At 64.0% G+C, this 24,324-nt stretch carries 26 protein-coding genes; all 26 read right to left on the reverse strand.

Annotated elements, in window-relative coordinates:
• Positions 1-3: 3 nt before the first annotated feature.
• The 26 genes from nuoN to gap all read right to left on the reverse strand — a co-directional run bounded on the left by nuoN (position 4) and on the right by gap (position 24,312).
• Positions 4-1,449 carry an NADH-quinone oxidoreductase subunit NuoN gene (nuoN, locus tag FHY50_RS04800; protein ID WP_140047386.1) on the reverse strand — a complete coding sequence of 482 codons (1,446 nt, stop codon included), beginning with the start codon at positions 1,447-1,449 and terminating at the stop codon, positions 4-6.
• Complete coding sequence (locus tag FHY50_RS04805; protein WP_140047387.1) at positions 1,449-3,032, reverse strand: NADH-quinone oxidoreductase subunit M; 1,584 nt, start codon at positions 3,030-3,032, stop codon at positions 1,449-1,451. The genes nuoN and FHY50_RS04805 overlap by 1 nt, the downstream gene beginning before the upstream one ends.
• Complete coding sequence (nuoL, locus tag FHY50_RS04810; protein WP_140047389.1) at positions 3,029-5,089, reverse strand: NADH-quinone oxidoreductase subunit L; 2,061 nt, start codon at positions 5,087-5,089, stop codon at positions 3,029-3,031. Before nuoL ends, FHY50_RS04805 begins: the two co-directional genes overlap by 4 nt.
• A 7-nt stretch (positions 5,090-5,096) precedes the next feature.
• A complete protein-coding gene (gene nuoK / locus FHY50_RS04815) occupies positions 5,097-5,402 on the reverse strand; it encodes an NADH-quinone oxidoreductase subunit NuoK (RefSeq protein ID WP_140047391.1) in 306 nt (101 codons plus the stop codon).
• On the reverse strand, positions 5,399-6,010 hold the full coding sequence (locus tag FHY50_RS04820) for an NADH-quinone oxidoreductase subunit J (protein ID WP_140047393.1): 612 nt from the start codon (positions 6,008-6,010) through the stop codon (positions 5,399-5,401). The genes nuoK and FHY50_RS04820 overlap by 4 nt, the downstream gene beginning before the upstream one ends.
• 53 nt (positions 6,011-6,063) lie before the next feature.
• Entirely contained in the window at positions 6,064-6,549 is a 486-nt protein-coding gene (nuoI, locus tag FHY50_RS04825) for an NADH-quinone oxidoreductase subunit NuoI (RefSeq protein ID WP_140047395.1), read from the reverse strand.
• A complete protein-coding gene (gene nuoH, locus FHY50_RS04830; RefSeq protein WP_140047396.1) occupies positions 6,546-7,604 on the reverse strand; it encodes an NADH-quinone oxidoreductase subunit NuoH in 1,059 nt (352 codons plus the stop codon). The genes nuoI and nuoH overlap by 4 nt, the downstream gene beginning before the upstream one ends.
• Before the next feature lie 328 nt (positions 7,605-7,932).
• On the reverse strand, positions 7,933-9,933 hold the full coding sequence (gene nuoG / locus FHY50_RS04835) for an NADH-quinone oxidoreductase subunit NuoG (protein ID WP_140047397.1): 2,001 nt from the start codon (positions 9,931-9,933) through the stop codon (positions 7,933-7,935).
• Positions 9,934-10,098: 165 nt separating this feature from the next.
• The gene (locus FHY50_RS04840) at positions 10,099-10,842 is read right to left on the reverse strand and encodes a hypothetical protein (protein ID WP_140047398.1); all 744 of its coding nucleotides are present in this window, start codon (positions 10,840-10,842) and stop codon (positions 10,099-10,101) included.
• 112 nt (positions 10,843-10,954) lie between these two features.
• Complete coding sequence (nuoF, locus tag FHY50_RS04845) at positions 10,955-12,259, reverse strand: NADH-quinone oxidoreductase subunit NuoF (protein WP_140047399.1); 1,305 nt, start codon at positions 12,257-12,259, stop codon at positions 10,955-10,957.
• Entirely contained in the window at positions 12,260-12,421 is a 162-nt protein-coding gene (locus FHY50_RS14165) for a hypothetical protein (RefSeq protein WP_166745508.1), read from the reverse strand.
• Positions 12,418-13,089, reverse strand: a complete 672-nt coding sequence (locus tag FHY50_RS04850; protein WP_140047400.1) for a complex I 24 kDa subunit family protein — start codon at positions 13,087-13,089, stop codon at positions 12,418-12,420. The genes FHY50_RS14165 and FHY50_RS04850 overlap by 4 nt, the downstream gene beginning before the upstream one ends.
• Positions 13,090-13,269: 180 nt before the next feature.
• Positions 13,270-14,505 (reverse strand): NADH-quinone oxidoreductase subunit D, encoded by a 1,236-nt coding sequence (locus FHY50_RS04855; RefSeq protein WP_140047401.1) that lies wholly within the window; start codon positions 14,503-14,505, stop codon positions 13,270-13,272.
• Positions 14,505-15,344 (reverse strand): NADH-quinone oxidoreductase subunit C, encoded by an 840-nt coding sequence (locus FHY50_RS04860; protein WP_140047402.1) that lies wholly within the window; start codon positions 15,342-15,344, stop codon positions 14,505-14,507. Before FHY50_RS04860 ends, FHY50_RS04855 begins: the two co-directional genes overlap by 1 nt.
• Complete coding sequence (locus FHY50_RS04865) at positions 15,341-15,892, reverse strand: NuoB/complex I 20 kDa subunit family protein (RefSeq protein WP_140047403.1); 552 nt, start codon at positions 15,890-15,892, stop codon at positions 15,341-15,343. Before FHY50_RS04865 ends, FHY50_RS04860 begins: the two co-directional genes overlap by 4 nt.
• Positions 15,883-16,257, reverse strand: coding sequence for an NADH-quinone oxidoreductase subunit A (locus FHY50_RS04870; protein WP_140047404.1), 375 nt, complete (start codon positions 16,255-16,257; stop codon positions 15,883-15,885). Before FHY50_RS04870 ends, FHY50_RS04865 begins: the two co-directional genes overlap by 10 nt.
• Before the next feature lie 109 nt (positions 16,258-16,366).
• The gene (locus FHY50_RS04875) at positions 16,367-17,188 is read right to left on the reverse strand and encodes an inositol monophosphatase family protein (RefSeq protein ID WP_140047405.1); all 822 of its coding nucleotides are present in this window, start codon (positions 17,186-17,188) and stop codon (positions 16,367-16,369) included.
• On the reverse strand, positions 17,189-17,566 hold the full coding sequence (locus tag FHY50_RS04880) for a hypothetical protein (protein ID WP_180345091.1): 378 nt from the start codon (positions 17,564-17,566) through the stop codon (positions 17,189-17,191).
• Positions 17,567-17,570: 4 nt separating this feature from the next.
• Positions 17,571-18,134 (reverse strand): elongation factor P, encoded by a 564-nt coding sequence (efp, locus tag FHY50_RS04885; RefSeq protein ID WP_140047407.1) that lies wholly within the window; start codon positions 18,132-18,134, stop codon positions 17,571-17,573.
• Positions 18,135-18,171: 37 nt separating this feature from the next.
• Entirely contained in the window at positions 18,172-18,786 is a 615-nt protein-coding gene (locus tag FHY50_RS04890) for a M23 family metallopeptidase (RefSeq protein ID WP_140047408.1), read from the reverse strand.
• A 4-nt stretch (positions 18,787-18,790) separates the two neighbouring features.
• Complete coding sequence (locus FHY50_RS04895; protein WP_243846728.1) at positions 18,791-19,852, reverse strand: L,D-transpeptidase family protein; 1,062 nt, start codon at positions 19,850-19,852, stop codon at positions 18,791-18,793.
• 75 nt (positions 19,853-19,927) lie between these two features.
• Positions 19,928-20,617: a thiamine phosphate synthase gene (gene thiE, locus FHY50_RS04900; protein WP_140047409.1), complete on the reverse strand. Its 690-nt coding sequence runs from the start codon at positions 20,615-20,617 to the stop codon at positions 19,928-19,930.
• A gap of 48 nt (positions 20,618-20,665) precedes the next feature.
• On the reverse strand, positions 20,666-21,553 hold the full coding sequence (locus FHY50_RS04905) for a fructose bisphosphate aldolase (RefSeq protein ID WP_140231042.1): 888 nt from the start codon (positions 21,551-21,553) through the stop codon (positions 20,666-20,668).
• Positions 21,554-21,656: 103 nt separating this feature from the next.
• Positions 21,657-22,856, reverse strand: a complete 1,200-nt coding sequence (locus FHY50_RS04910) for a phosphoglycerate kinase (RefSeq protein ID WP_140047410.1) — start codon at positions 22,854-22,856, stop codon at positions 21,657-21,659.
• Positions 22,853-23,311, reverse strand: a complete 459-nt coding sequence (locus FHY50_RS04915; protein ID WP_140047411.1) for an MOSC domain-containing protein — start codon at positions 23,309-23,311, stop codon at positions 22,853-22,855. The genes FHY50_RS04910 and FHY50_RS04915 overlap by 4 nt, the downstream gene beginning before the upstream one ends.
• Entirely contained in the window at positions 23,308-24,312 is a 1,005-nt protein-coding gene (gap, locus tag FHY50_RS04920) for a type I glyceraldehyde-3-phosphate dehydrogenase (RefSeq protein ID WP_140047412.1), read from the reverse strand. Before gap ends, FHY50_RS04915 begins: the two co-directional genes overlap by 4 nt.
• Positions 24,313-24,324: the final 12 nt, after the last annotated feature.

Below are 24,324 nucleotides of genomic sequence, written 5' to 3' on the forward strand. Positions count from 1 at the left end.
GCGTCAGAACAGTGCCCGCGCCGCGTTCAGGCTCCAGCCGCCGAGCAGCGGGATCGCCAGATAGCCGAGCGGCGAAATGAACGCGGCGGTCAGCCCGATCAGGCCGCTTTCGACCATGCTGCCCGCGGGCGCGAAGGCCGGTGCCGGATCGTCGAAATACATCGTCTTGATCACGCGCAGATAGTAATAGGCCCCGATCACCGACGCGGCGATGCCGACCACCGCCAGCGGGAACAGCCCGGCACTGACCGCCGCCTCGAACACCGCGAACTTGGCGTAGAACCCGAATAGCGGCGGGATCCCCGCCAGGCTGAACATGAACATCGCCAGCGCCAGTGCGAGGCCGGGCCGCGTCGACGACATGCCCGACAGGCTGGCAACCGTCTCGACCGGCTGTCCATCGGCACCGCGCATTTGCAGCACCACCAGGAAACTGCCGAGCGTCATCGCGACATAGATCGTCATGTACATCAGCACGGCGGCGACGCCTTGTTGCGTGCCTGCCGCCAGCCCGATCAGGGCAAAGCCGATATTGTTGATCGACGAATAGGCGAGCAGCCGCTTGATGTTGGTCTGGCCGATTGCCGCAACCGCACCCAGCACGATCGAGGCCAGGCTCGCGAAGATCACGATCTGGCGCCAGTCGCTCGTCGCCGGCCCCATCGCCTCGATCGCGACGCGGATGGCGAGGCCAATCGCGGCGACCTTGGGTGCCGACGCGAAGAACGCCGTCACCGGCGTAGGTGCGCCTTCATAGACATCGGGCGTCCACATGTGGAACGGCACTGCGGAGATTTTGAACGCCAGCCCGGCAAACACGAACACCAGCCCGAACAGCAACCCCGTCGATGTCCCGCCAGCATAGGCCGCGGCGATGCCGGTGTAGAGCGTCGTTCCGGTGAACCCATAGACCAGACTGACGCCGTACAGCAGGATACCGCTGGCAAGGGCGCCGAGCACGAAATATTTGAGGCCGGCTTCCGCCGACCGCGCGTCCTGCCGCATGAAGCTCGCCAGGACATAGGCTGCCAGGCTCTGGAGCTCGAGCCCGACATAGAGGCTGAGCAGATCGCCCGACGACACCATCATCCCCATGCCGACCGCGGACAGCAGGATCAGCACCGGATATTCCGGACGCAGGTCGTCCCCCGAAGTCTGCTCGAAAAAGCGCGGCGCAATCACGATTGCGACCGCGGCGGCGATATAGATCAGCAGCTTGGCGAACGCTCCGAACGCATCGGCGCGGTACAGGCCGTAGAACGCCTCACCTCCGCTCGACGCCGGGCCGATCAGCGCGATCGCGGCGCCGCCGAGCACCGCGATCGAGGTCCAGCTAACCGCGCGCGTCGACGCCTGCCCGCCCCATGCCGCCACCAGCATCAGGATCAACGCACCGCCGGTGAGCACCAGCTCGGGCAGCGCCATCGCGAGTTGGGCCGAATAATCCATCAATGGCCTTCCCCGTGCGCTTGCGCGGCACTTTCAGAATGTCCTTCGGCCGCCACGATACGCGCCTCCTGCGCTGCGATGGCCTCCGGCGTACCGAGTGTAGGCCGCGAGTCGCCGCCCGGATTGGCGCGGTCGATCCGATCCAGCAGCGTCGCGACGTCGGCGCGCATCGGTGCCAGAAACGGTTCCGGATAAACGCCCATCCACAGCACCACTGCGGCGATCGGCGCCAGCAGAGCCAGCTCGCGCTTCGAAAGGTCGGGCATCGCGCGGACGTCGTCCTTGGTCAGCTCGCCCCACACCACGCGGCGGTACAGATACAGCATGTATGCGGCGCCCAGAATGATGCCGGTCGTGCACAGCAGCGCGATCGTCGTCGATACCTGATACGTCCCCGCCAGGCTCAGGAACTCGCCGACGAAGCCGCTGGTGCCCGGCAGACCGATCGACGCCATCGTGAACAGCAGGAACAGGATGGCATATTGCGGCATGTTGTTCGCCAGCCCGCCATAGCGCGCGATCTCGCGGGTATGCAGCCGGTCATAGATGACGCCGACGCACAGGAACAACGCGCCCGAGACGAGGCCATGCGACAGCATGACGATCATCGCGCCTTCGATACCCTGCTGGTTGAACGCGAACAGACCGATCGTGACGATCGCCATATGCGCGACCGACGAATAGGCGATCAGCTTCTTCATGTCTTGCTGCACCAGCGCGACCAGCGAGGTGTAGATCACCGCCACCGCCGACAGCCCGAAGATCAGCCAGGTCAGCTGCCCCGACGCTTCGGGAAACATCGGCAGGCTGAAGCGCAGGAACCCGTATCCGCCCAGCTTGAGCAGCACGCCCGCCAGGATAACCGATCCCGCGGTCGGCGCCTGAACATGCGCGTCGGGCAGCCAGGTGTGCACCGGCCACATCGGCATCTTGACCGCGAACGATGCAAAGAACGCCAGCCACAGCCAGGTCTGCACCCCGGCCGGGAAGTCATACTCCATCAGGTCCGGGATGTACGACGTCCCCGCATTGACGCTCATATAGAGCATCGCGATGAACATCAGCACCGATCCGAGCAGCGTGTAGAGGAAGAACTTGTAGCTCGCGTAGATTCGGTTCGCCCCGCCCCAGATCCCGATGATCAGGTACATCGGGATCAGGCCGCCTTCGAAGAAGATATAGAACAGGAACAGGTCCTGCGCGGCGAAGGTGCCGATCATCAGCAGCTCGACCATCAGGAACGCGGCCATATATTCCGGCACGCGCTTTTCGATCGCCACCCAGCTCGCGCCGATGCAGATCGGCATCAGGAACACGCTGAGCATGATCAGCATCAATGCAAAGCCGTCGATGCCGAGCGCCCATGCGAACCGCCCGAACAGCGGCGCATATTCGGTGAACTGCCACTGCGGCGCCGAAGCGGCGATATCGAAATTGGCCCACAGCATCAGCCCGAGCGCAAGGTCGATCAGCGTGGCGATCAATGCCGTCCAGCGCGCGGTCCTCGCATCGACGAACAGGCATGCGATCGCCGCCAGTGCAGGCACCAGCAACATGATCGACAGGATTGGGAACCCGTTCATCGCGTGATCGCCCAGGTCACGGCCGCGGTCAGGCCGATCAGCATGATGAAGGCATAGCTATAGACATATCCCGATTGCAGCCGCCCGGCGATCCGGCTCGAAAGGCCCACGAACGCGGCGGAGCCATTGGGCCCGAAGCGGTCGATCGTCCCTTCGTCGCCCGCCTTCCAGAACAGCCGCCCGATCGCGAACGCCGGACGCACGAACAGCAGGTCGTACAGTTCGTCGAAATACCATTTGTGCAACAGGAAGCGGTGCAGGATCCGGAAGTGTCCGGCAAACGTCGCCGAGAAGCCGGGCCGCAGGATGTAGGTGTAGAATGCCGCGACGAAGCCGATCACCATGACGATGCTCGCGGCCAGCTTCACCAGCAACGGCACTTCGTGCATCGCGTGCGCCAGCCCGGCGTCGAAATAGAGCGCGCCTTTCCAGAACGCCTCGCCCGCCTCCGGCTCGATGAACCAGTGGTGGAAGACATAGCCCGAGAGCACAGCGCCCAGCGTCAGCAGCAGCAGCGGGATCAGCATCGCCAGCCCGCTCTCATGCGGATGATAGCCCGCGGTCCCGGTCGCCACCTGGCTCGCATGCGCGGCTTGCGTCGATGGAGCGTGTCCGGCGTCTTCCTGCGCGGGGTCGTCATGGTCATTCGCATCGTGCGCCGCATGCGCCGCGTGCTGGATATGCTCCGACCCTGCCCAGCGCGGCTTGCCCCAGAAGGTCAGGAACATCAGCCGCCACGAATAGAAGCTGGTCAGCAGCGCCGCGATCGTGCCGACCCAGAACGCGCCCTGTCCCTCGGCGCCCGCGGCCCATGCCGACTCAAGGATCGCGTCCTTCGAATGGAACCCGGCAAATCCGCCGAAGCCGTAGATCCCGACGCCGGTGATCGCCAGCGTTCCCGCCAGCATCGTCCAGAACGTCACCGGGATATGCTTCCTGAGGCCGCCATAGAAGCGCATGTCCTGTTCATGATGCATCGCGTGGATCACCGATCCCGCGCCAAGGAACAGCAGCGCCTTGAAGAACGCGTGGGTGAACAGGTGGAACATCGCCGCGCCATACGCGCCGACGCCCGCAGCGAAGAACATGTAGCCGAGCTGCGAACAGGTCGAATACGCGATGACCCGCTTGATATCGGTCTGCACCGTGCCGATCGTGGCGGCAAAGATACAGGTCGCCGCGCCCACTCCGGTCACGACCGCCAATGCCACCGGCGACACCTCGAACATCGGCGACAGGCGGCACACCATGAACACGCCCGCCGTCACCATCGTCGCGGCGTGGATCAGCGCGGACACCGGTGTCGGCCCCTCCATCGCGTCGGGAAGCCAGGTGTGGAGGCCAAGCTGCGCCGACTTGCCCATCGCGCCGATGAACAGCAGCAGGCACAGGATCGTCATCGTATCGAGACGGTATCCCAGGAAGCCGATCGTCGATCCCGCCATCTCGGGCGCCATTTCGAGGATTGCCGGGATCGAGATGGTGTCGAACACCAGATAGGTGCCGAAAATGCCGAGCATGAAGCCGAGGTCGCCGACGCGGTTCACGACGAATGCCTTGATCGCAGCCGCCTGCGCTGACGGCTTCTTGTACCAGAATCCGATCAACAGGTAGCTGGCGAGGCCCACGCCTTCCCAGCCGAAGAACATCTGGACCAGATTGTCGGCAGTCACCAGCATCAGCATCGCAAAGGTGAACAGCGACAGGTACGCGAAGAACCGCGGCTGGTCCGGATCCTCCTCCATATAGCCCCAGCTATAGAGGTGGACGAGCGCCGACACCGACGTGATCACGACCAGCATCACCGCGGTCAGCGCATCGACGCGCAGCGCCCAATCGACGGTCATGCTGCCCGACTGCATCCACAAAAGCACCGGGGTCACCGTCGCTTCGCTGGTACCGCTCAAAAAGCCGAGGAAGATCGGCCACGAAAGCGCACACGAAACGAAAAGCGCTGCGGTCGTCACGGCCTTGGCCGCGACGCTGCCGATCGCGCGATTGCCCAGACCAGCGACGATCGCGGCCAGTAGCGGCAGGAAAACGAGTAATTGGATCACCAGAGGATCACCCCTTCATCCGGCTGGGATCGTCGACCGCGATCGAACCGCGGCCGCGGAAATAGATGACGAGAATGGCGAGCCCGATCGCAGCCTCGCCCGCCGCCACGGTCAGCACGAACATCGCGAACACCTGGCCCACAAGGTCGCCCAGATACGCTGAAAACGCCACAAGGTTGAGGTTCACCGCCAGCAGGATCAGCTCGATCGCCATAAGGATGACGATCAGGTTCTTGCGATTGGCGAAGATGCCTAGCACCCCCATCGTGAACAGGATCGCCGATACGACGAGATAATGGGTAAGCCCGATCACAGCTCCACTCCCTGCCCGACCGGCGGATTGACGTTGCGCGTCGCATCCTTGGCGCGGCGGTTGATCTGGCGGTTGATATCCTGCTTCAGCACGCCCGACCGCTCGCGATAGGTCAGCACGATCGCGCCGATCATCGCGACCAGCAGCACGAGCCCGGCACCCTCGAACACGAACAGATAGCGTGTGTAGAGCAGCCGCCCGATCGCCTCGATATTGGCAACGCCCGGATCGATCGGCGCGACCCGCGCGGCAAGATCGACGCCGCCCGCACTCCAAGCTCCCACCCCGATCAGAATCTCGGCGACCAGCACCGCCGCCAGCAGCAGCCCGAACGCCGCATAGCGCACGAAGCCGGCGCGCAGCTCGGCGAAATCGATGTCGAGCATCATCACCACGAACAGGAACAGCACCGCGACCGCGCCGACATAGACGATGACCAGCAGCATCGCGATGAACTCGGCACCGACCAGCACCATCAGCCCGGCTGCGTTGAAGAACGCCAGGATCAGCCAAAGCACCGAATGCACCGGATTGCGCGACGATATCGTCATCGCGCCCGACAGCAGCACGACGCCCGCGAACAGGTAAAAGGCGATGGCCTGGATCAATGCCCAGTCCCTTGCGATGCGTGAATCATTCGAACCCCTTCGGTGGCGGTCGCTTAGCGATACGGGGCGTCGGCGGCAAGGTTCGCGGCGATCGCGCGTTCCCAGCGATCGCCGTTCGCGAGCAGCTTGTCCTTGTGATAGATCAGCTCTTCGCGCGTCTCGGTGGCGAACTCGAAATTCGGCCCCTCGACGATCGCATCGACCGGGCATGCCTCGGCGCAAAGTCCGCAATAGATGCACTTGGTCATGTCGATGTCGTAGCGCGTCGTGCGCCGCGATCCGTCGTCGCGCGGCTCGGCCTCAATCGTGATCGCCAGCGCCGGGCAGACCGCCTCGCACAGCTTGCACGCGATGCAGCGCTCCTCGCCATTGGGATAGCGGCGCAGCGCATGCTCGCCCCGGAACCGCGGCGAGATCGGGTTCTTCTCGTACGGATAGTTGATCGTCGCCTTGGCCTTGAAGAAATAGCGCAAGGTCAGCGCGTGCGCCTTGAGGAACTCCCACAAGGTGAACGAACGAATGGTCTGGGCGAGGCTCATGCGGCCACTCCATAACGGGTAAGCATCAGATACCCCGACACCAGGAATACGAACAACAGCGACATCGGCAGGAATATCTTCCAGCCCAGCCGCATCAGCTGGTCATAGCGATAGCGCGGCACCGTCGCCTTGATCCACGAGAAGATGAAGAAGAAAACCAGGATCTTGGCGAACAGCCACAGGATACCCGGAATGTCGAACCACGGGATCAGGTCGATGTTGAGCGGCGGCAGATACCCGCCCCAGAACAGCACCGCATTGAGCGTGCACATCAAAATGACGTTGGCATATTCGCCCAGCCAGTAGAGCGCGAACGCCATCGACGAATATTCGGTCTGATATCCTGCGACCAGCTCGCTTTCCGCCTCGGTGAGGTCGAACGGCGCGCGCTGCGTCTCGGCCAGGGACGAGATCAGGAACACCACGGCCATCGGGAACAGCAGCGGGTTGAAGCCGAAGCCGTTGAACAGCCCTAGCACATGTCCCTGCTGCTGTGCGACGATTTCCGACAGGTTGAAGCTGCCTGCCCACAGCACGACCGAAATCAGCACGAAGCCGATCGCGACTTCATAGCTGACCATCTGCGCCGCCGCACGGATCGCCGAAAAAAACGGGTATTTCGAATTGGACGACCACCCTGCCAGGATGATGCCATAGACCCCGAGCGACGACGCCGCGAGCACGTAGAGCAACCCGACATTGATGTCGGCCAGCACCACGCCGACATCGAACGGCACCACCGCCCACACGATCAATGCGACGGTAAAGGTGATGATCGGCGCCAGCAGGAACAGCCCCTTGTTGGCACTGGTCGGGATGATCGTTTCCTGCAGGAACACCTTCAGGCCATCGGCGAAGGACTGCAGCAGCCCGAACGGCCCGACCACGTTCGGTCCCTTGCGCAGCGCCATCGCCGCCCAGATCTTGCGATCGGCATAGATGATCATCGCCACCGCCAGCATCACCGGCAGAGCGATCAACAGGATGCCGGCGATCGTCGCGGTGAACCACGCGCCTTCGTAGCCCATGCCGATCGACTGGAAGAATGTGGTCATTGGCGAACCCCTTCCCCCGTTCGTGTCAAGCGAAGTCGAGACACGGTGAGGGAGCGTGACTGTGCCGTTTCTCGACTACGCTCGAAACAAACGGCATCCCAAGGAGAATGGATCACTCCGCCGCCTCCGCGAAATCCTGTCCGTGGACCAGCTCCGCCGAGCATCGCCGCCTTCGGACGATTAATCAAAACCATCCAGTCCAAAGCGGCAGCATAAGCAGCGCAAGACAGATCGATCCTAAAGCGATGATCGTCCCGATCCGTACCAATCGCGATTTCGCGCTCGTCAGCGACTCCAGCAGCGCTACGAAAATCTGGTCCATAACCCATCACTCCGCCGCCTCCGCGAAATCGTCGCCGTGGACCAGTTCCGCCGAGCAGCGCTGCATGGTCGGGCTGGCGCGGCAGATCACATTGGTCATGTAGAAATCGGCAATCGGGTAGGTGACCTCACCAGTCGCGGTGGCATCGAGCGCAGGCGGGTTCCAGTCGAAACCGACCAGCCCCTCCGCACCCAGTGCGGGCACGTCGGCAACCATTGCCGCGCGCACCTGATCGAAACTGTCGAACGGCAACCTGACGCCCAGCCGTTCGCCAAGCGCACGGAAAATCGACCAGTCCTCACGCGCATCCCCGGGCGGGAATACGGCGCGATCACCGCGTTGGACGCGCCCTTCCAGGTTCACATATGTCCCCGCCTTTTCGGCGTAGCTGGCACCGGGCAAAATCACGTCGGCATGATGCGCGCCGTGATCGCCGTGATGCCCGACATACACTTTGAAACTGTCGGCAAATCCGCTGAAATCGACCTCGTCGGCACCAAGGAAGAACGCCAGCTTTGGCCTGGCGGCGACAATGTCGGCAATTCCGCCCGGCTGCGCATAGCCGAGCATCAGCCCGCCCATACGCGCCGCGGCGGTATGGACGACGCCGAAGCCGTTCCACTGATCGCGGACCACGTTGAGGCTCTTGGCCAGAGCCAAGGCTCCGCCGAATCCGGTCTTGAGCGCTCCCGGTCCGACGATCAGCAACGGTCGCCCGGCCTTGGCGAATGCGTCGCCAACCTCGTCAGGCAAGTCGCCCAACAGCGACAGGTCGTTGCCAAGCCACGTCGCGCGGTAGGTAAGATCGACTTCGGGCCCGATCGCGAACACCTTCGCCCCGCGCTTGATCGCCTTACGCACGCGCGTGTTGATGAGCGGCGCCTCGTGGCGCAAATCGCTGCCGATCAGCAGGATGACGTCGGCATCCTCGACCCCGGCGATCGTCGGGTTGAACGCGACCGCTCCCAGGTTGGTGACGTCGTACGCCAGCCCGGTCTGGCGGCCCTCGAGCAGCGAAGATCCCATCGCCTTGACCAGCGCCCCGGCGGCGAACATCGTCTCGCAATCGAGCAGATCGCCCGCGATCGCCGCGACGCTCGATCCGGCTTCGACTGCCGCGATCGCATCGAACGCTTCATTCCATGTCGCGGGAACCAGCGTGCCGCCCTTGCGCACATAGGGTTGGTCGAGCCGCCGCCGCACCAGCCCGTCCACGGCATGCCGCGTCTTGTCGTGCGCCCACTCCTCGTTGACGTCCTCGTTGATCCGCGGCAGCGCGCGCAGCACCTGGCGACCCCGGCTGTCGAGCCGGATGTTGGTGCCGACCGCGTCCATCACGTCGATCGCCAGCGTCTTGGTGAGTTCCCACGGCCGCGCTTCGAACGCATAAGGCTTCGAGGTCAGCGCCCCGACCGGGCAGAGGTCGACCACGTTTCCCGACAATTCGCTGGTCACCGCGCGCTCGAGATACGACGTGATCTGCATGTCCTCGCCGCGCCCGATCGCGCCGATCTCCTCGACGCCTGCGACTTCCTCGGCAAAACGGATGCAGCGCGTGCACTGGATGCACCGCGTCATCACCGTCTTGACGATCGGGCCCATGTACTTCTCGGTCACCGCGCGCTTGTTCTCGGTATAGCGCGAATGCCCGCGGCCATAGGCGATCGACTGGTCCTGCAGGTCGCATTCGCCGCCCTGGTCGCAGATCGGGCAATCGAGCGGGTGATTGATGAGCAGGAATTCCATCACCCCCTCGCGCGCGGCCTTGACCATCGCGCTGTCGGTGCGGATCTCCTGATTGTCGGCGGCAGGCAGCGCACAGCTCGCTTGCGGCTTGGGTGGCCCCGGCTTCACCTCGACCAGACACATCCGGCAGTTGCCCGCGATGCTCAGCCGTTCGTGATAGCAAAACCGCGGGATTTCCTTGCCCGCAGCCTCGCACGCCTGAAGCACGGTGGCACCCTGCGGGACTTCGACTTCAACCCCGTCCACGGTTAGTTTAGGCATGCAATTCCGTCCCAGATCACCAACTTCATTGCAGCGCATTTCATACTGCGCCGATCTGCGCTGCGCAGCCTCTCTGTGCGACTGAACACTTCAGCGCAACCGTCGTCCGAGTCCTTTGATACACTTTCGAGATGCGGCGCTCTACGGGCCACATCTCTCGCGCAGCTAGCGATCCCGATGCGCCCAAGCATACATCCCGTCAACCAGCGCCATGCGCTGAGCCGTCGATGGGATCCCCTCTGGAAGGCCTGTTAACCCGCATTGCGGGGTTTGAGAGTAAAGCGTGCTAAGCGCGCTAGATTCTGCCGCCGAGCCAGACTCTGTCTCCATCACTTTACGCACCAAGTCGGGGGAATAGATCGCAATACAACGCCCGATATTGTCAATGGTTACTTCACCTTTCAGGTCACCGTGAAACGCATTCGAACTATCAGCATTGACATTAACCGCCTTGACACCGCCTCCTGCGGCGCCTTCGTCAATCAAAAATCGCTCTGCGATCGCGGAACTGAGAAAACGGGGTGACAAGCCGTTAAGTTCACCCGCATCTATGCATGCGGGATATCTTCCACTATTCATCGCTCGAATGAGATTGGAATAACTCGGATCATTAGTGGTTGGACCACCGACCAGCTTGCTAGCGCGTTTTCCACTCACATTAACCACGCAGCTGGCGATCGTCAACGAGCGATCATAAGCGTGCGACGCTGCACTTGGATTTTGAAAGAGGCGTTCCATGTCGAGCCGGCGTCTGATCGGGCCCTCTACGCCGTTCGACATAATCCCGGGCGCTCGCGCTTGCGGGACACTCTGCGGCGAAGGAGCAGGTGGCCGCTGAGAGGATTGAGCAAGTGCTTCCGTTGCAAAAGTCGTCAGAGATAATGCGATTGCCAAACTTAGATGTTTCATTGGCTGTCTCCTACACTCTCGGTTACGCGGAAGCCGATGCTGCACCCCTTTGCTCGAGAATTGCAACCCTGATACGATTACACTGAGCAATCGTCCGTCGTTGTCGCGCACTTCACTCCGCCGCCTCCTGCATCGGGCTCACATCGCCCCCGCGCCGCGCGACGATCCGCCGCTCCATCTCCGGCCGGAAATGCCGAATCAAGCCTTGGATCGGCCACGCCGCCGCGTCGCCCAGCGCGCAGATGGTGTGGCCCTCGACCTGCTTGGTCACTTCGTACAGCGTGTCGATCTCGGCAATGTCGGCGTCGCCGGTGCGCATCCGCTCCATCACCCGCCACATCCATCCGGTGCCCTCGCGGCACGGCGTGCACTGGCCGCAGCTTTCATGCTTGTAGAAGTACGACAAACGGCTGATCGCGCGGACGATGTCGGTCGACTTGTCCATGACGATGATCGCCGCGGTGCCGAGGCCGGATCCCAGTTCCTTGAGACCGTCGAAATCCATCGGGCAATCGATGATCTGCGCCGCCGGGACCAGTGGCACCGACGATCCGCCCGGGATCACCGCCAGCAGATTGTCCCACCCGCCGCGAATGCCGCCGCAATGCGTCTCGATCAGCTCGCGGAACGAGATGCTCATCGCTTCCTCGACCACGCAGGGCTTTTCGACATGCCCGCTGATCTGGAACAGCTTGGTGCCCTTGTTGTTCTCGCGCCCGAAGCTCGAGAACCATTCCGGTCCGCGCCGCAGGATCGTCGGCACCACCGCGATCGACTCGACGTTGTTGACCGTCGTCGGGCACCCATAGAGCCCCGCACCGGCCGGAAACGGCGGCTTCAGCCGCGGCTGGCCCTTCTTGCCCTCCAGGCTCTCGAGCATCGCGGTTTCTTCGCCGCAGATATACGCGCCCGCCCCGCGATGCGCGAACACGTCGAAGTCATAGCCCGAACCACACGCGTTCTTGCCGAGATACCCGCGATCATATGCCTCGGCGATCGCCGCGAACAGCACCTCGGCCTCGCGGATATATTCGCCGCGGATATAGATATACGCCGCCCGCGCGCGCATCGCGAAGCCGGCGATCAACGCGCCCTCGATCAGCTTGTGCGGATCGTGGCGGATGATCTCGCGATCCTTGCACGAACCCGGCTCGGACTCGTCGGCATTGATGACCAGGAAGTTTGGCCGGTCGGGCTTGGGCTCCTTGGGCATGAAGCCCCATTTCACGCCGGTCGGAAACCCTGCCCCGCCGCGCCCGCGCAAACCCGACGCCTTGACGCGATCGATGATCGCATCCTGGCCGATCTCCATCAGTTTGTTGGTCGCATCCCAATCGCCCCGCGCCTCGGCCGCGCCGATGTTCCACGGCTGGAACCCATAGACGTTGGTGAAGATGCGGTCCTTGTCGGCGAGCATCTACTTGCCCCCCAGCAATTTGCGGCCACCGGCGAGGATGGCGATGACGATTGCGGCGCCGATCAGGATGCCGAGCAGCTTGAAGCTCAGCTTCAGCAGCCAGCCAAGCATCACGATTCCGCCGATAACGGCGAGGATGGTGATAATCGTGTTCTTGCTCATGCGGTCCACTCCGCGCGATAGTCATGGTTGGCATCGACCATCGCGGTCAGGTTGGTGGGACCGCCCTCGCTCTCGCTGGTATGCCGCCCGTTCTGCGGCCCCGGCTTGGGCGTTTCACCGTTCGCCAGCGCTTCGAGGATCGCAACTGTGCGATCATAGTCGAGATCCTCGAAATTATCGTCGTTGATCTGCACCATCGGCGCGTTGGCGCAATTGCCAAGGCACTCGACCTCGGTCAGCGTGAACAGGCCGTCGGGCGTGGTCTTGCCCTTGGCCAGCCCGCGATTCTTGCACGCCGCCAGCACATCGTCCGACCCGCGCAGCATGCACGGCGTCGTCCCGCACACCTGCACATGATAGCGTCCGACCGGAGCCATGTTGAACATGGTATAGAAGCTCACGACCTCGAACACGCGCATGTACGGCATGTCGAGATAGGCGGCGACATATTCGATCACCGGAACGGGCAGCCAGCCTTGCGTCTGCGTCTCCGCCCCGACCTGCCGCTGGGCCAGGTCGAGCAGCGGAAGCGACGCCGATTGCTGGCGACCGGCAGGATAGCGTGCGACGATCTCCTTGGCCGTGGCGGCGTTCGCATCGGTCCACGCGAACGCGCCCCAGCGCGCACGGGTTTCGGCCTCGTCGGGAATGTGTGGTGCGTCAGCCATGCCTGTGTCGTCCAAAATGCGGGCGGAGGGAAGGGACGAACCATTGCACCGCAGCCAGGATTATGGCGAGCGATCCGAACCAGATCACCTCAACCTGTCGAATCCCGGCTACGTCAACCACCAACATCCCGAACAGCGCCACAGCGCCCATCCAGAAAGCAAAATGCCCGGCCGATAGTGTCACCGGTCGCACTCCCCGAACACGATGTCCATCGCCCCGAGAATAGCAGTCGTATCCGCCAGCATGTGCCCGCGCGACATGAAGTCCATCGCCTGCAAATGGCTGAACGCGGTCGGGCGGATCTTGCAGCGATACGGCTTGTTCGAGCCGTCGCTGACTAGATAAATGCCGAACTCGCCCTTGGGGCTCTCGGTCGCGACGTACACTTCGCCCGCGGGAACGTGAAAGCCCTCGGTGTACAGCTTGAAATGGTGGATCAGCGATTCCATCGACCGTTTCATTTCGGCGCGCTTGGGCGGCACCACCTTGCGGTCGGTGCTGGCGATCGGCCCCTCGGGCATTTCATTGAGGCACTGCTTCATGATCCGCGCCGACTGGTACACTTCCTCGACCCGCACCATGAACCGGTCATAGCAATCGCCGCGCGTGCCGACCGGCACGTCGAACTCCATCCGGTCATAGACGTCGTATGGCTGCGACTTGCGCAAATCCCACGGGATACCCGCCGCGCGGATCATCGGGCCGGAAAAGCCCCACTTGATCGCATCGTCACGGCTGACCGTGGCGATATCGACGTTGCGCTGCTTGAAGATGCGGTTCTCGGCGACCAGGCTGATCGCGTCGCCGAACAGTCGCGGCAACCGGGTGTCGAGCCAGTCGGCTATGTCGGTCAGCAGCTTCAACGGCACATCCTGATGCACCCCGCCCGGCCGCAGGTAATTATGGTGCATCCGCGCACCCGACATGCGCTCGAAAAAGCCCAGGCAATCTTCGCGGATCTCGAACATCCACAGGTTCGGCGTCATCGCGCCGACGTCCATGACGTGCGAGCCGAGGTTGAGCATGTGATTGCAGATGCGAGTGAGCTCGGCGAAGAACACGCGCAGATATTGCGCGCGCACCGGCACCTCCAGGTCAAGCAGCTTCTCGACCGCCAGCACGAAGCTGTGCTCCATGCACAGCGGCGAACAATAATCGAGGCGGTCCATATAGGGCAGCGCCTGCGTGTAGGTCTTGTACTCGATCAGCTTCTCGGTGCCGCGGTGGAGCAGCCCCACATGCGGGTCGATCCGCTCGATGATCTCGCCGTCCAGCTCCATCACCAGCCGCAGCACGCCATGCGCGGCGGGATGCTGCGGGCCGAAATTGATCGTATAGTTCTGGATAGCGACATCGCCGGTCGTCGGATCAGCGGCGTCGGTCTTGCGCTCCAGTTCGTCGAGATACTCAGCCATTACTGGTTCTGACCCCCATCCTTGTCCTTGGGCACGACATCGGGATCGATCGGCTTGTCTTTCGGCTGGTTGCCGGGATCAGGTTCGCCCGCGCCGGTCTGGCCGGTGTGCTCGCTGGTCTTGACGTCCTTCGCGTTGGCATCGGTGTCCTTGGTCGCCGCCGCATCGGCCTTGACGATCGTGTCGGCCCTGAGCGGCGTCGGCGCGCCCTTGGCCTCGGGGACCGCTGCCTTCTCGTCGCCGGGCAGCACATATTGCGCGCCTTCCCACGGCGACATGAAATCGAACGTGCGGAAATCCTGCGCCAGCTTGACCGGCTCGTACACCACACGCTTGGCTTCCTCGGAATAGCGCAGCTCGGTAAAGCCGGTCAGCGGGAAATCCTTGCGCTGCGGGTGGCCGCGAAAGCCGTAATCGGTGAGGATCCGGCGCAGATCGGGATTGCCGTCGAACAGCACGCCGTACATGTCGTACACCTCGCGCTCCAGCCAGCCCGCGACCGGCCAGATGGCGGTTACCGACGGCACCGGCATTTCCTCATCGGTCGTCACACGGACGCGCAACCGGTGATTCCGCGTCAGGCTGAGCAGGTGATAGCAGACGTCGAACCGCTCGGCGCGCTCGGGATAATCGACTCCTGCGATCTCGACGAGCTGCTGATATTCCAGGCCCGGCGTGTCGCGCAGCGCAATCATCGCGTCGACCAAATTGTCGCGCGCAACGGTCAGCGTCACTTCGCCGACCTTGTCCTGCGCCTCGACGACCATTGCGCCCAGCGCGTCCTGCGCAAGTTCGATCGTGCCGTCATTGGCGGCATAACGGGGAGCAGGCGCCCTCATCGCTCGACCGTCCCGACCCGCCGGATTTTCCGCTGCAACTGCATCACGCCGTAGAGCAGCGCCTCGGCAGTCGGCGGGCATCCGGGCACGTAGATATCGACCGGAACGATCCGGTCGCAACCGCGCACGACGCTATAGCTGTAATGATAATAGCCGCCGCCATTGGCGCACGACCCCATCGAGATCACGTATTTCGGCTCCGACATCTGGTCGTAAACGCGGCGCAGCGCCGGGGCCATCTTGTTGCACAGCGTGCCCGCCACGATCATCACGTCCGACTGGCGCGGGGAAGCGCGCGGCGCGGCGCCGAACCGCTCCATGTCGTATCGCGGCATGTTGACGTGGATCATCTCGACCGCGCAGCAGGCGAGGCCGAACGTCATCCACCACAGGCTGCCGGTGCGCGCCCATTGGAACAGGTCTTCGGTGGTCGTGACCAGAAACCCCTTGTCGCCAAGCTCGGCGTTGAGGTCGGTCAGGAATTGCGGGTTGGGCAGCGTTCCGGGTGGCGGCGCTCCAACGGGCTGCGGGCTTAGTTCTACTCCCAATCGAGAGCTCCCTTTTTCCAGGCATAGATCAGGCCAAGCGCGAGTTCGGCGATGAAGATCATCATCGAGAACCATGCGGTCCAGCCGAGATCGAAAACGCTTACTGCCCAGGGATATAGGAACGCGGCTTCCAGATCGAAGATGATGAACAGGATCGCGACCAGATAGAAACGCACGTCGAACTGGCTGCGCGAATCCTCGAACGCCGGGAAACCGCATTCATATTCGGTAAGCTTCTCGGGCGTCGGCTTGTGCGCCCCGGTCAGCCGCCCGACCGCCATCGGCAGGAATACGAACGTCGCCGACAACGCCAGCGCGACGCCGAGGAACAGCAGGATCGGCAGATATTGCGACAGGTCGACCAACGGGCTTCTCGCAGTTGCGGAAATATGAGCGGCTTCTAGGCCGCGATATCCTACTGGGCAAGGCTTTGGCGGCTGAGAATGGCTCGCAACAGGAGCCGTTTCACGTACGTCAAGCGTTGCGCAGCGCCCCGCCGACCAGCTTGTGCAGCTTGGAGTGCAGCACGTCGTTGGCCGCCAGATACTGGTTGCGTTCGACCGCCATGTCCTGGCCGCGGAAATCGGTAACGAAGCCGCCGGCTTCCTTGACCAACAGGATGCCCGCCGACACGTCCCAAGGCTTCAGGTCGGATTCCCAAAAACCATCATACCGCCCCGCCGCGACCCAGGCGAGGTCGAGCGCCGCCGACCCGAACCGGCGGATGCCCGCCACTTCCGGGGCTACCGCACCGAAGATACGGCTCCACTCGGCAAAATTGCCGTGGCCCAGAAACGGAATGCCCGTCGAAATCAGCGCATCGGGCAAGTCGCGCCGTGCAGACACGCGCAGCCGCTGCCCCTGCAACCACGCCCCGCGCCCCTTTTCGGCCCAGAAGCCTTCGTCGGTCAGTGGCTGATAGACCATGCCGTGCGTGATCTCGGGCTTGCCCATGACCCCACGCGGATCCTCGACCGCGATCGAGATCGAGAAATGGGGAATGCCGTGAAGGAAATTGGTCGTGCCGTCCAAGGGATCGATGATCCACCGCGGCTTGTCGGGATCGCCTTCGATCGTACCCCGTTCCTCGACCAGGAAACCCCAATCGGGCCGCGCATGGCGCAGTTCCTCGATCAGCGTATCCTCGGCGCGGCGATCGGCCATCGACACGAAATCGGCCGGCCCCTTGCGGCTGACCTGCAGGTGCTGGACCTCGTTGAAATCGCGGCGCAGGCGCGGCGCGGCCTTGCGCACCGCGCGCTCCATCACCGAGATCAGGCCGGAATGCGAAACCATCTAGCGTCCTTCGCCTAGCGGAGGCCCGTCATCGTCGGCATCCGCCGCCGGCGTGGCTGCTTCGGCGGGTTTGGGCATCGGTGCTCCGCAAACCCCTGCCAGCACGATCAGCTGCTGCGTCGCGTCGGTCTCGTCGACCTTCGGGTTCTTGTCGAGCACCTGCTTCGTCGCCTGCGCGATCGTGCTGAGCGAGCGCTCGTACAGGCAGCCGAAGATGCCCTGCTTGGTTTCCGTCGGCACTTCCTTGGAATTAAGCGCGCTGACGATCAGCCCCAGCGTCCGCGACGCGTGTGCCGCCTCTTCCTTGGTCGGCGCGGCGTCCTGTGCCGCTGCGGGCGATGCCAGCAGCGCGGCGCCGACGATGGCGATCGATCGCATCATCTCAATCGGCCCGCTTCACATAGGTGCGTTCATAGACATCGACGACGATCCGGGTGCCTGCGCCGATATGCGGCGGCACCATGACGCGAACGCCGTTCTCGAGGATCGCCGGCTTGTACGACGACGATGCGGTCTGTCCCTTCACCACCGCGTCCGCTTCGGTGATCATCGCCTCGATCGTGTCGGGCAACTGAACGCTGATCGGGCGTTCGTCGTACAGCTCCATGACCACGTCCATGCCGTCCTGCAGGAACTCGGCCGCGTCGCCCAGCACGCCCTTGTCGAGCGTGATCTGTTCATAATTGTCCTTGTCCATGAACGTCAGCGTGTCGCCGTCCGCAAACAGATACTGGAAATCCTTGGTATCAAGCCGCACCCGCTCGACGCTCTCTGCGGAGCGGAAGCGCACGTTGTTCTTGCGGCCGTCGATCAGGTTCTTCATCTCGACCTGCATATACGCCCCGCCCTTGCCGGGCTGGGTGTGCTGGATCTTGACCGCGCGCCAGATGCCGCCTTCATATTCGATGATATTGCCGGGACGAATGTCCACGCCGCTGATCTTCATGGGACCATACCTGTCAGAAAGAGCTGAGCGCGCGGCTTTAGCGGCGCGGCGCTCCGCCCGCAAGCAGCGGGTAGGGATCGATCGGCTGCCCGCCCGACCAGTTCTCGTCCGGGCGCATCCGCGACACGCCGAAATGCAGGTGATAATTGCCGGCCCCGGCGTTTCCCGTATCGCCGACGAAGCCGATCGGCGTCCCCGGCGCAACCGGCTGCCCTTCGGCGAGACCCGGCGCATAGCCAGCCAGATGCGCGTAATAATAGCTCCAGCGTTTGTCCGGAGAACGCACATAGGCGGTGATGCCGCCACCGCCATCGCTGTAGAAAAGCTTCTCGACCGTCCCCGCCGCCGCAGCGACCACCGGTGTCCAACCCGCCGCCATGACGTCTAACCCGGTATGCGCGCGAGCCCCGTCGTCGCGGGCGTCACCGTAATTGGGCGAAAGCGTCTCCGCGCGAACTCCCAGCACCGGGATTGCCAGCTTTCCCGAATATATGACGGGCAGCGATCCGCCACGTGCTCCGTCGGGCTGCGGCGCGGATACGGAAGGGGCGCGCATGGCCCGCGTATCGGGACCGCCAAATCGCAGCATCGACCCGAAAATCGCGATCCCCAGCACGATCAGCGCCAGGATCGCCCAGCCCAGCCGTGTCATCGCGTCACCGCTGAAAAACCGCCTTGGTGCCGGGCTTGATCATCAGCGACAGCCGCGCCGCGTCCCAGTTGGTCAGCCGGATACAGCCATTGCTCTCGGTCCGGCCGATCTTCTCGGGCTCGGGCGTGCCGTGGATGCCGTAATGTTCCTTCGACAAGTCCATCCACACCACCCCCACCGGCCCGTTCGGACCTGCGGGAAGTTGCGCCTTCTTGGCGCCCGGCTTCGACGTGCTGAGCAGCGACGGCGTGTAGGCATAGGTCGGGTTGTACGACGACCCCTTGATCGTCCACTCCCCGATCGGCAGCGGAAACTCGCTCGATCCCATCGTCGCTGAAAATTGCGCGACGAGCCGGTCGCCGTCGAGCACCTTGAGCACGCCTTCCGACTCGTCAACCACTACCCGGTCGCCGCTCGGCTGCGTCGCATCGACGTTGAGCGTGCGCAGCGTCGCGCGCCAGTCCTCCGGCAGCTTCGAATCGTAATCGCGTGAGGTCGGCAGCGCGTTGGGGAATACGATCTTCGTCCCCGGCTTGAGCGGCGTCGCAGCGCTGTTCAGTTCGAGCAGCACCGACGGCTTGGTGTGGAACATCTCGGCCAGCTTCTCCATCGGCGAGCGATAGGAAATATGGTCGAGTTCCGCCTGTTCGTTGAGGTCGCTCGGCAATTCGGGATTGTACGGACCCGCCAGCGCGCCCGGCGTCAGGGTCAGCGTGCGCGTCGGCCGCAGCTTGGCGAAGGGATGCAACGCGCGTAGGGTCGCCTGGTCCATCTTGCCGGTGACGGGCAGGTTACGCGACGTTTGGAACCCGCGCAGCGCCGCGGTCAGCGATTGTCCCTCGCGTCCATCAAGAACCCCGGGACCGAAGCCAAGATGATCGAGGATCACCTGGACGTGCAGGACGCTGCGGTCGATTACCGTTTTCGCGATCTTTGTCTGAGCCGGGGCGCTGACCGTGGCCGAGGTGGTATCGGCCGCTTCGCCACGATCGGGTACTGCGAACACCATTGCAGCGGCGGCGGCCGTCGCGACCCCGGCGGTCCCGATCAATACGCGGTCGAACATGCCACCCTCCTTACGCTTTTACCTGAATGGGATAAGCGTTTGAGGCCGCAGTTGTTCCGTGAACGATCCGAAAGCCTAGCGTGCGATTGCCTCGCCGAAGCGGCGAACCGCGTCGGCCTCGTCCCCGCCCCACACCGCATTGCACACCGCGATGAAATCCGCCCCGGCCTCCACCAGCGGGCGGGCGTTATCTGGGGTGATGCCGCCGATCGCCACTGCCGGGATCTCGAACATCGTTGCCCACCATGACAGGATCACCGGGTCGGGTACGTGTCGCACGTCCTTGGTCGTGGTGGGATAGAAGGCACCGAAGGCGACATAGTCGGCACCCGCTTCGCCTGCTTCCATCGCGAGATGTCGGCTGTCGTGGCAGGTCACGCCGATCTGCGCGGTCGGCCCGAGTGCCGCCCGCGCATCGCGCGGATCGCCGTCGCTCTGCCCGAGATGCACCCCGTCGGCGCCGAGCCTCTTGGCCAGCGCGACGTCGTCGTTGACGATGAACGCTACCTCCGCGTCGGCACAGATGCGCTGCAGCGGTTCGGCAAGCGCCGCCGCCTTGTGCTGGTCGATGCCCTTAACCCGGAACTGGAACGCCGCGACCGGCCCTGCGTCAAGCGCGCGGATCAGCCGGTCCGCGAACCCGCCCGACACATCGAGCGGCGAGATAAGGTAGAGCTGGCATGGCGGTCGCCGGTCGTCCCGCCGAAACTGCTCGGCAAAATCGGGGGCGAGCGGGCCAAGCGGGTCCTGTTCGAGTTGGGTCATGGCCGCGGCGATAGCCGTCAACGCCCGCCGGTCAACCTCGGACGCGCGTCACCCGGCTTTTGCCGCGGCGGTCGACGCCGCATGGATGTCGTCGATCGCTTCGCCCAGCGCTGCATCGAAGGCATCGTCGCTCATCCCGTCACGCAGATCCTCCAGCAGGGCGCGGCTGAAGCTGGCGATGATACCGTCGTTCCTGGCGAGTTCGGCACATGCCTCGCGGCGAGAAAACCCGCCCGAAAGCGCGACGACGCGCAGCACGCGCGGGTGATCGACGAGCGGCTTGAACAGGTTGGCAGTCTCCGGCAGCGACAGCTTGAGCATCACCCTCGCTCCGCCCTGCATCGCATCAAGCGCATTCAGCAGAGCGTCGCGCAGCAAGCGGTCCGCCTCTCCCCGCTCGGCGCTGCGGACGTTGACCTCGGGCTCAAGGATCGGGACGAGGCCGCCCGCCAGCACCTGCTGCGCGACCGCCATCTGCTGATCGACGATCGCCGCGATGCCGTCCGGGTCGGCAAGATGGATCACCGAACGCGCCTTCGTGCCGAACACCCCGAGCGCCTTCGCCCTTGTCAGCAGGGCCTCAAGATCACGGATCGGCTTCATCACCTGCACGCCGTCGCGCTCGGGCTCGAGCCCCTTGTCGATCTTGAGAAACGGGACCACGCCGCGAGCGATCAGCGCCTCGGGCACCGGAATGCCGCCGATCTCTCCGTCCATCGTGCGTTCGAACAGGATCGCGCCGATCACCTTGCCACCGCCGAAGCAGGGCGACGTTATGATCCGGCTGCGCATCGCATGGATCAGCGCGAACATCTCCTCGTCCGACGTCCATGCGGCTTGTTCCACGCCATAGCCGGTCAGCGCTTTCGGGGTTGAGCCGCCTGACTGGTCGAGCGCGGCGATGAACCCCTGCCCATGCGCGATCCGGTCGGTCATCTCGGAAAAGTTCACGGCAAACCCCCTGCGCTGCGCTGTCAGGAGCCGCGGATACCGCGCACCCACCAGTGCCGCAACGCCAACAAACGGCAATCCGATTGGGCTATTCGCGGTCGCGGCGCAGCGCCGCCACGCCGGGCAGATCCTTGCCTTCCATCCACTCCAGAAACGCTCCACCGGCGGTCGAGACGAAAGTCATCTCGCCCGCCACTCCAGCCTGGTTGAGCGCCGCGACGGTGTCGCCGCCGCCCGCCACCGACACCAGCGAGCCTTCGCGGGTGAGCGCCGCCGCAGTCCGCGCCAGCGCCATCGTCGCGGTGTCAAATGGCGACGTCTCGAACGCGCCGAGCGGGCCGTTCCACACCAGCGTGCGGCAATTTTTCAGCACATCGGCCAGTGCCTCGGTCGCGGCGGGGCCGATGTCGAGGATCATCTCGTCCGCCGCCACCTCGTGCACGTTGCACGTGCGCAGTGATGGCGGATTGGCAGCGAATTCCTTCGCGACGACGACATCGTAGGGAAGATGGATCGTGCAACCGGCCTTGTCGGCAGCCTCGAAGATCGCCTCCGCAGTATCGGTCAGGTCATGCTCGCACAGCGACTTGCCGACATCGACCCCGCGCGCGGCGAGGAAGGTGTTGGCCATGCCGCCGCCGATGATCAGGTGATCGACCTGCCCGACGAGATGGCGCAGCACGTCGAGCTTGGTCGAAACCTTGGCCCCTCCGACCACCGCCGCGACGGGATGCTCGGGATTGCCGAGCGCCTTGTCGAGCGCGTCGAGTTCGGCCTGCATCTGGCGCCCCGCGAAGGCCGGCAGGCGATGTGCCAGCCCTTCGGTCGAGGCATGCGCGCGGTGCGCGGCGGAAAAGGCGTCGTTGACGTACAGATCGCCGAGTGCGGCGAAGCGCGCAGCCACCTCAGGATCGTTCCGTTCCTCCCCGCCGAAAAAGCGCGTATTTTCGAGTAGCCCGATATCGCCCGGCGACATCAGCGCGATCGCCTCGGTATCGCTCTCCCAATCGATATAGCGTACTTGACGGCCAAGCACTTCGGACAGCGGCCGGGTGATCAGCGACGTCGAATATTCGGGGGACGGCACTTTGGGCCGCCCGAAATGCGCCAGGATCAGGACGATGGCGCCCTGGTCCGACAGCTCGTTGACGGTGGCGACTGCCGCGCGCAGCCGCGTATCGTCGGTCGGCGACCCTTCGGCCATCGGTACGTTGAGGTCCTCGCGCACCAGCACGCGCTTGCCGTGGATGTCGCCCATGTCGTCGAGGGTCTTGAAATTGCGTGTCATGTCTCGATCCCGATTGCGTCACCGATGCGGAGCTCGCCGCCCTCGATCACTCTGCCCAGTGCCCCGCCCCGCCAGTCCGAAGCGAGCGCCGCCTTCAATCCGGCGGCGATTTCTTCCATCCGGCTGCACGGATCGCATTCCTGTGTGATCTCGATCAGCACCGCGCCGATCCGCAGCCGCGTGCCCGCGAGTTGCGGCAGGTCGAACTGATCGACCAGCAGATTCACCCGGCGCGCCGACCACGGCAGCGTATGACCGATCTCGGCCATCGCCGCATCCCAGTCGCCCGCTTCCATCAGCGACACCTGCCGCTTGCCACGCCCGCCCGGCTTGATCGCCCCACGAAAGTCGCCGTCGAGGCCCCCCTCGACCGTAACGCGCACCGCATCGAGCGTCTCGATCGGCCCGCGCGGCCGGGCATGCCGCGCGATGCCCGCCAGCCGGCCTTGGTTCACCCCAGCTTCGCCATCACGCTGGCGGTATCGACCATGCGGTTCGAAAAGCCCCACTCATTGTCGTACCAGCTGACCACGCGGACCAGCTTGCCGTCGATCACAGCGGTCTCGAGGCTGTCGATCGTCGAGGAAAACGGCGTGTGGACGATATCGATCGAAACCAGCGGCTCGTCGCTGAACTCCAACACGCCCTTCATCGGCCCCTCGGCCGCGTCCCTTAGCAGCTTGTTGACTTCGTCCTTCGTGGTCTCGCGGCCCGGCATGAAGGTCAGGTCGATCAGGCTGCCGTCGGGCACCGGCACGCGCACCGCCGAACCGTCGAGCTTGCCCTTTAGTTCGGGAAGCACTTCGCCGACGGCGCGCGCCGCGCCGGTGGTGGTCGGGATCATCGACATGCTGGCAGCGCGGGCACGGCGCAGATCGGGGTGGATCTGATCGAGGATCTTCTGGTCGTTGGTATAGGCGTGGATCGTCGTCATCAGCCCACGTTCGATGCCGATCGCGTCGTTGAGCACCTTGGCAACCGGCGCGAGGCAGTTGGTCGTGCACGACGCGTTCGAGACGATCACGTGATCGGCCGTCAGCTTGTCGTGATTGACGCCGTAGACGACGGTCAGATCGACGCCCTTGCCCGGCGCCGAGATCAGCACCTTGCGCGCGCCCGCATCGATATGCTTCTGGCATGATGCCTTGTCGGTGAAGAAGCCGGTGCATTCGAGCACCAGCTCGACGCCCTGTTCGCCGTGCGGCAGGTCGGCCGGATCGCGCTCGGCGGTGACGCGAATGCGCTTGCCGTCGATCACCAGGTCGTTGCCCTCCGCCGAAACCGCGCCCGGATAGCGGCCGTGCACCGAATCGCGACTGAACAACCATGCGTTCGACTTGGCGTCGGCGAGGTCGTTGATCGTCACCAGTTCCAGCCCGCAATCGGGCCGCTCGAGGATCGCGCGTGCCACCAGGCGACCGATGCGCCCGAACCCGTTGATCGCAACCTTCGTCATGTACCGTGTCTC

It is taken from the genome of Sphingomonas japonica (genome assembly GCF_006346325.1).
GTDB lineage: Bacteria > Pseudomonadota > Alphaproteobacteria > Sphingomonadales > Sphingomonadaceae > Sphingomonas > Sphingomonas japonica.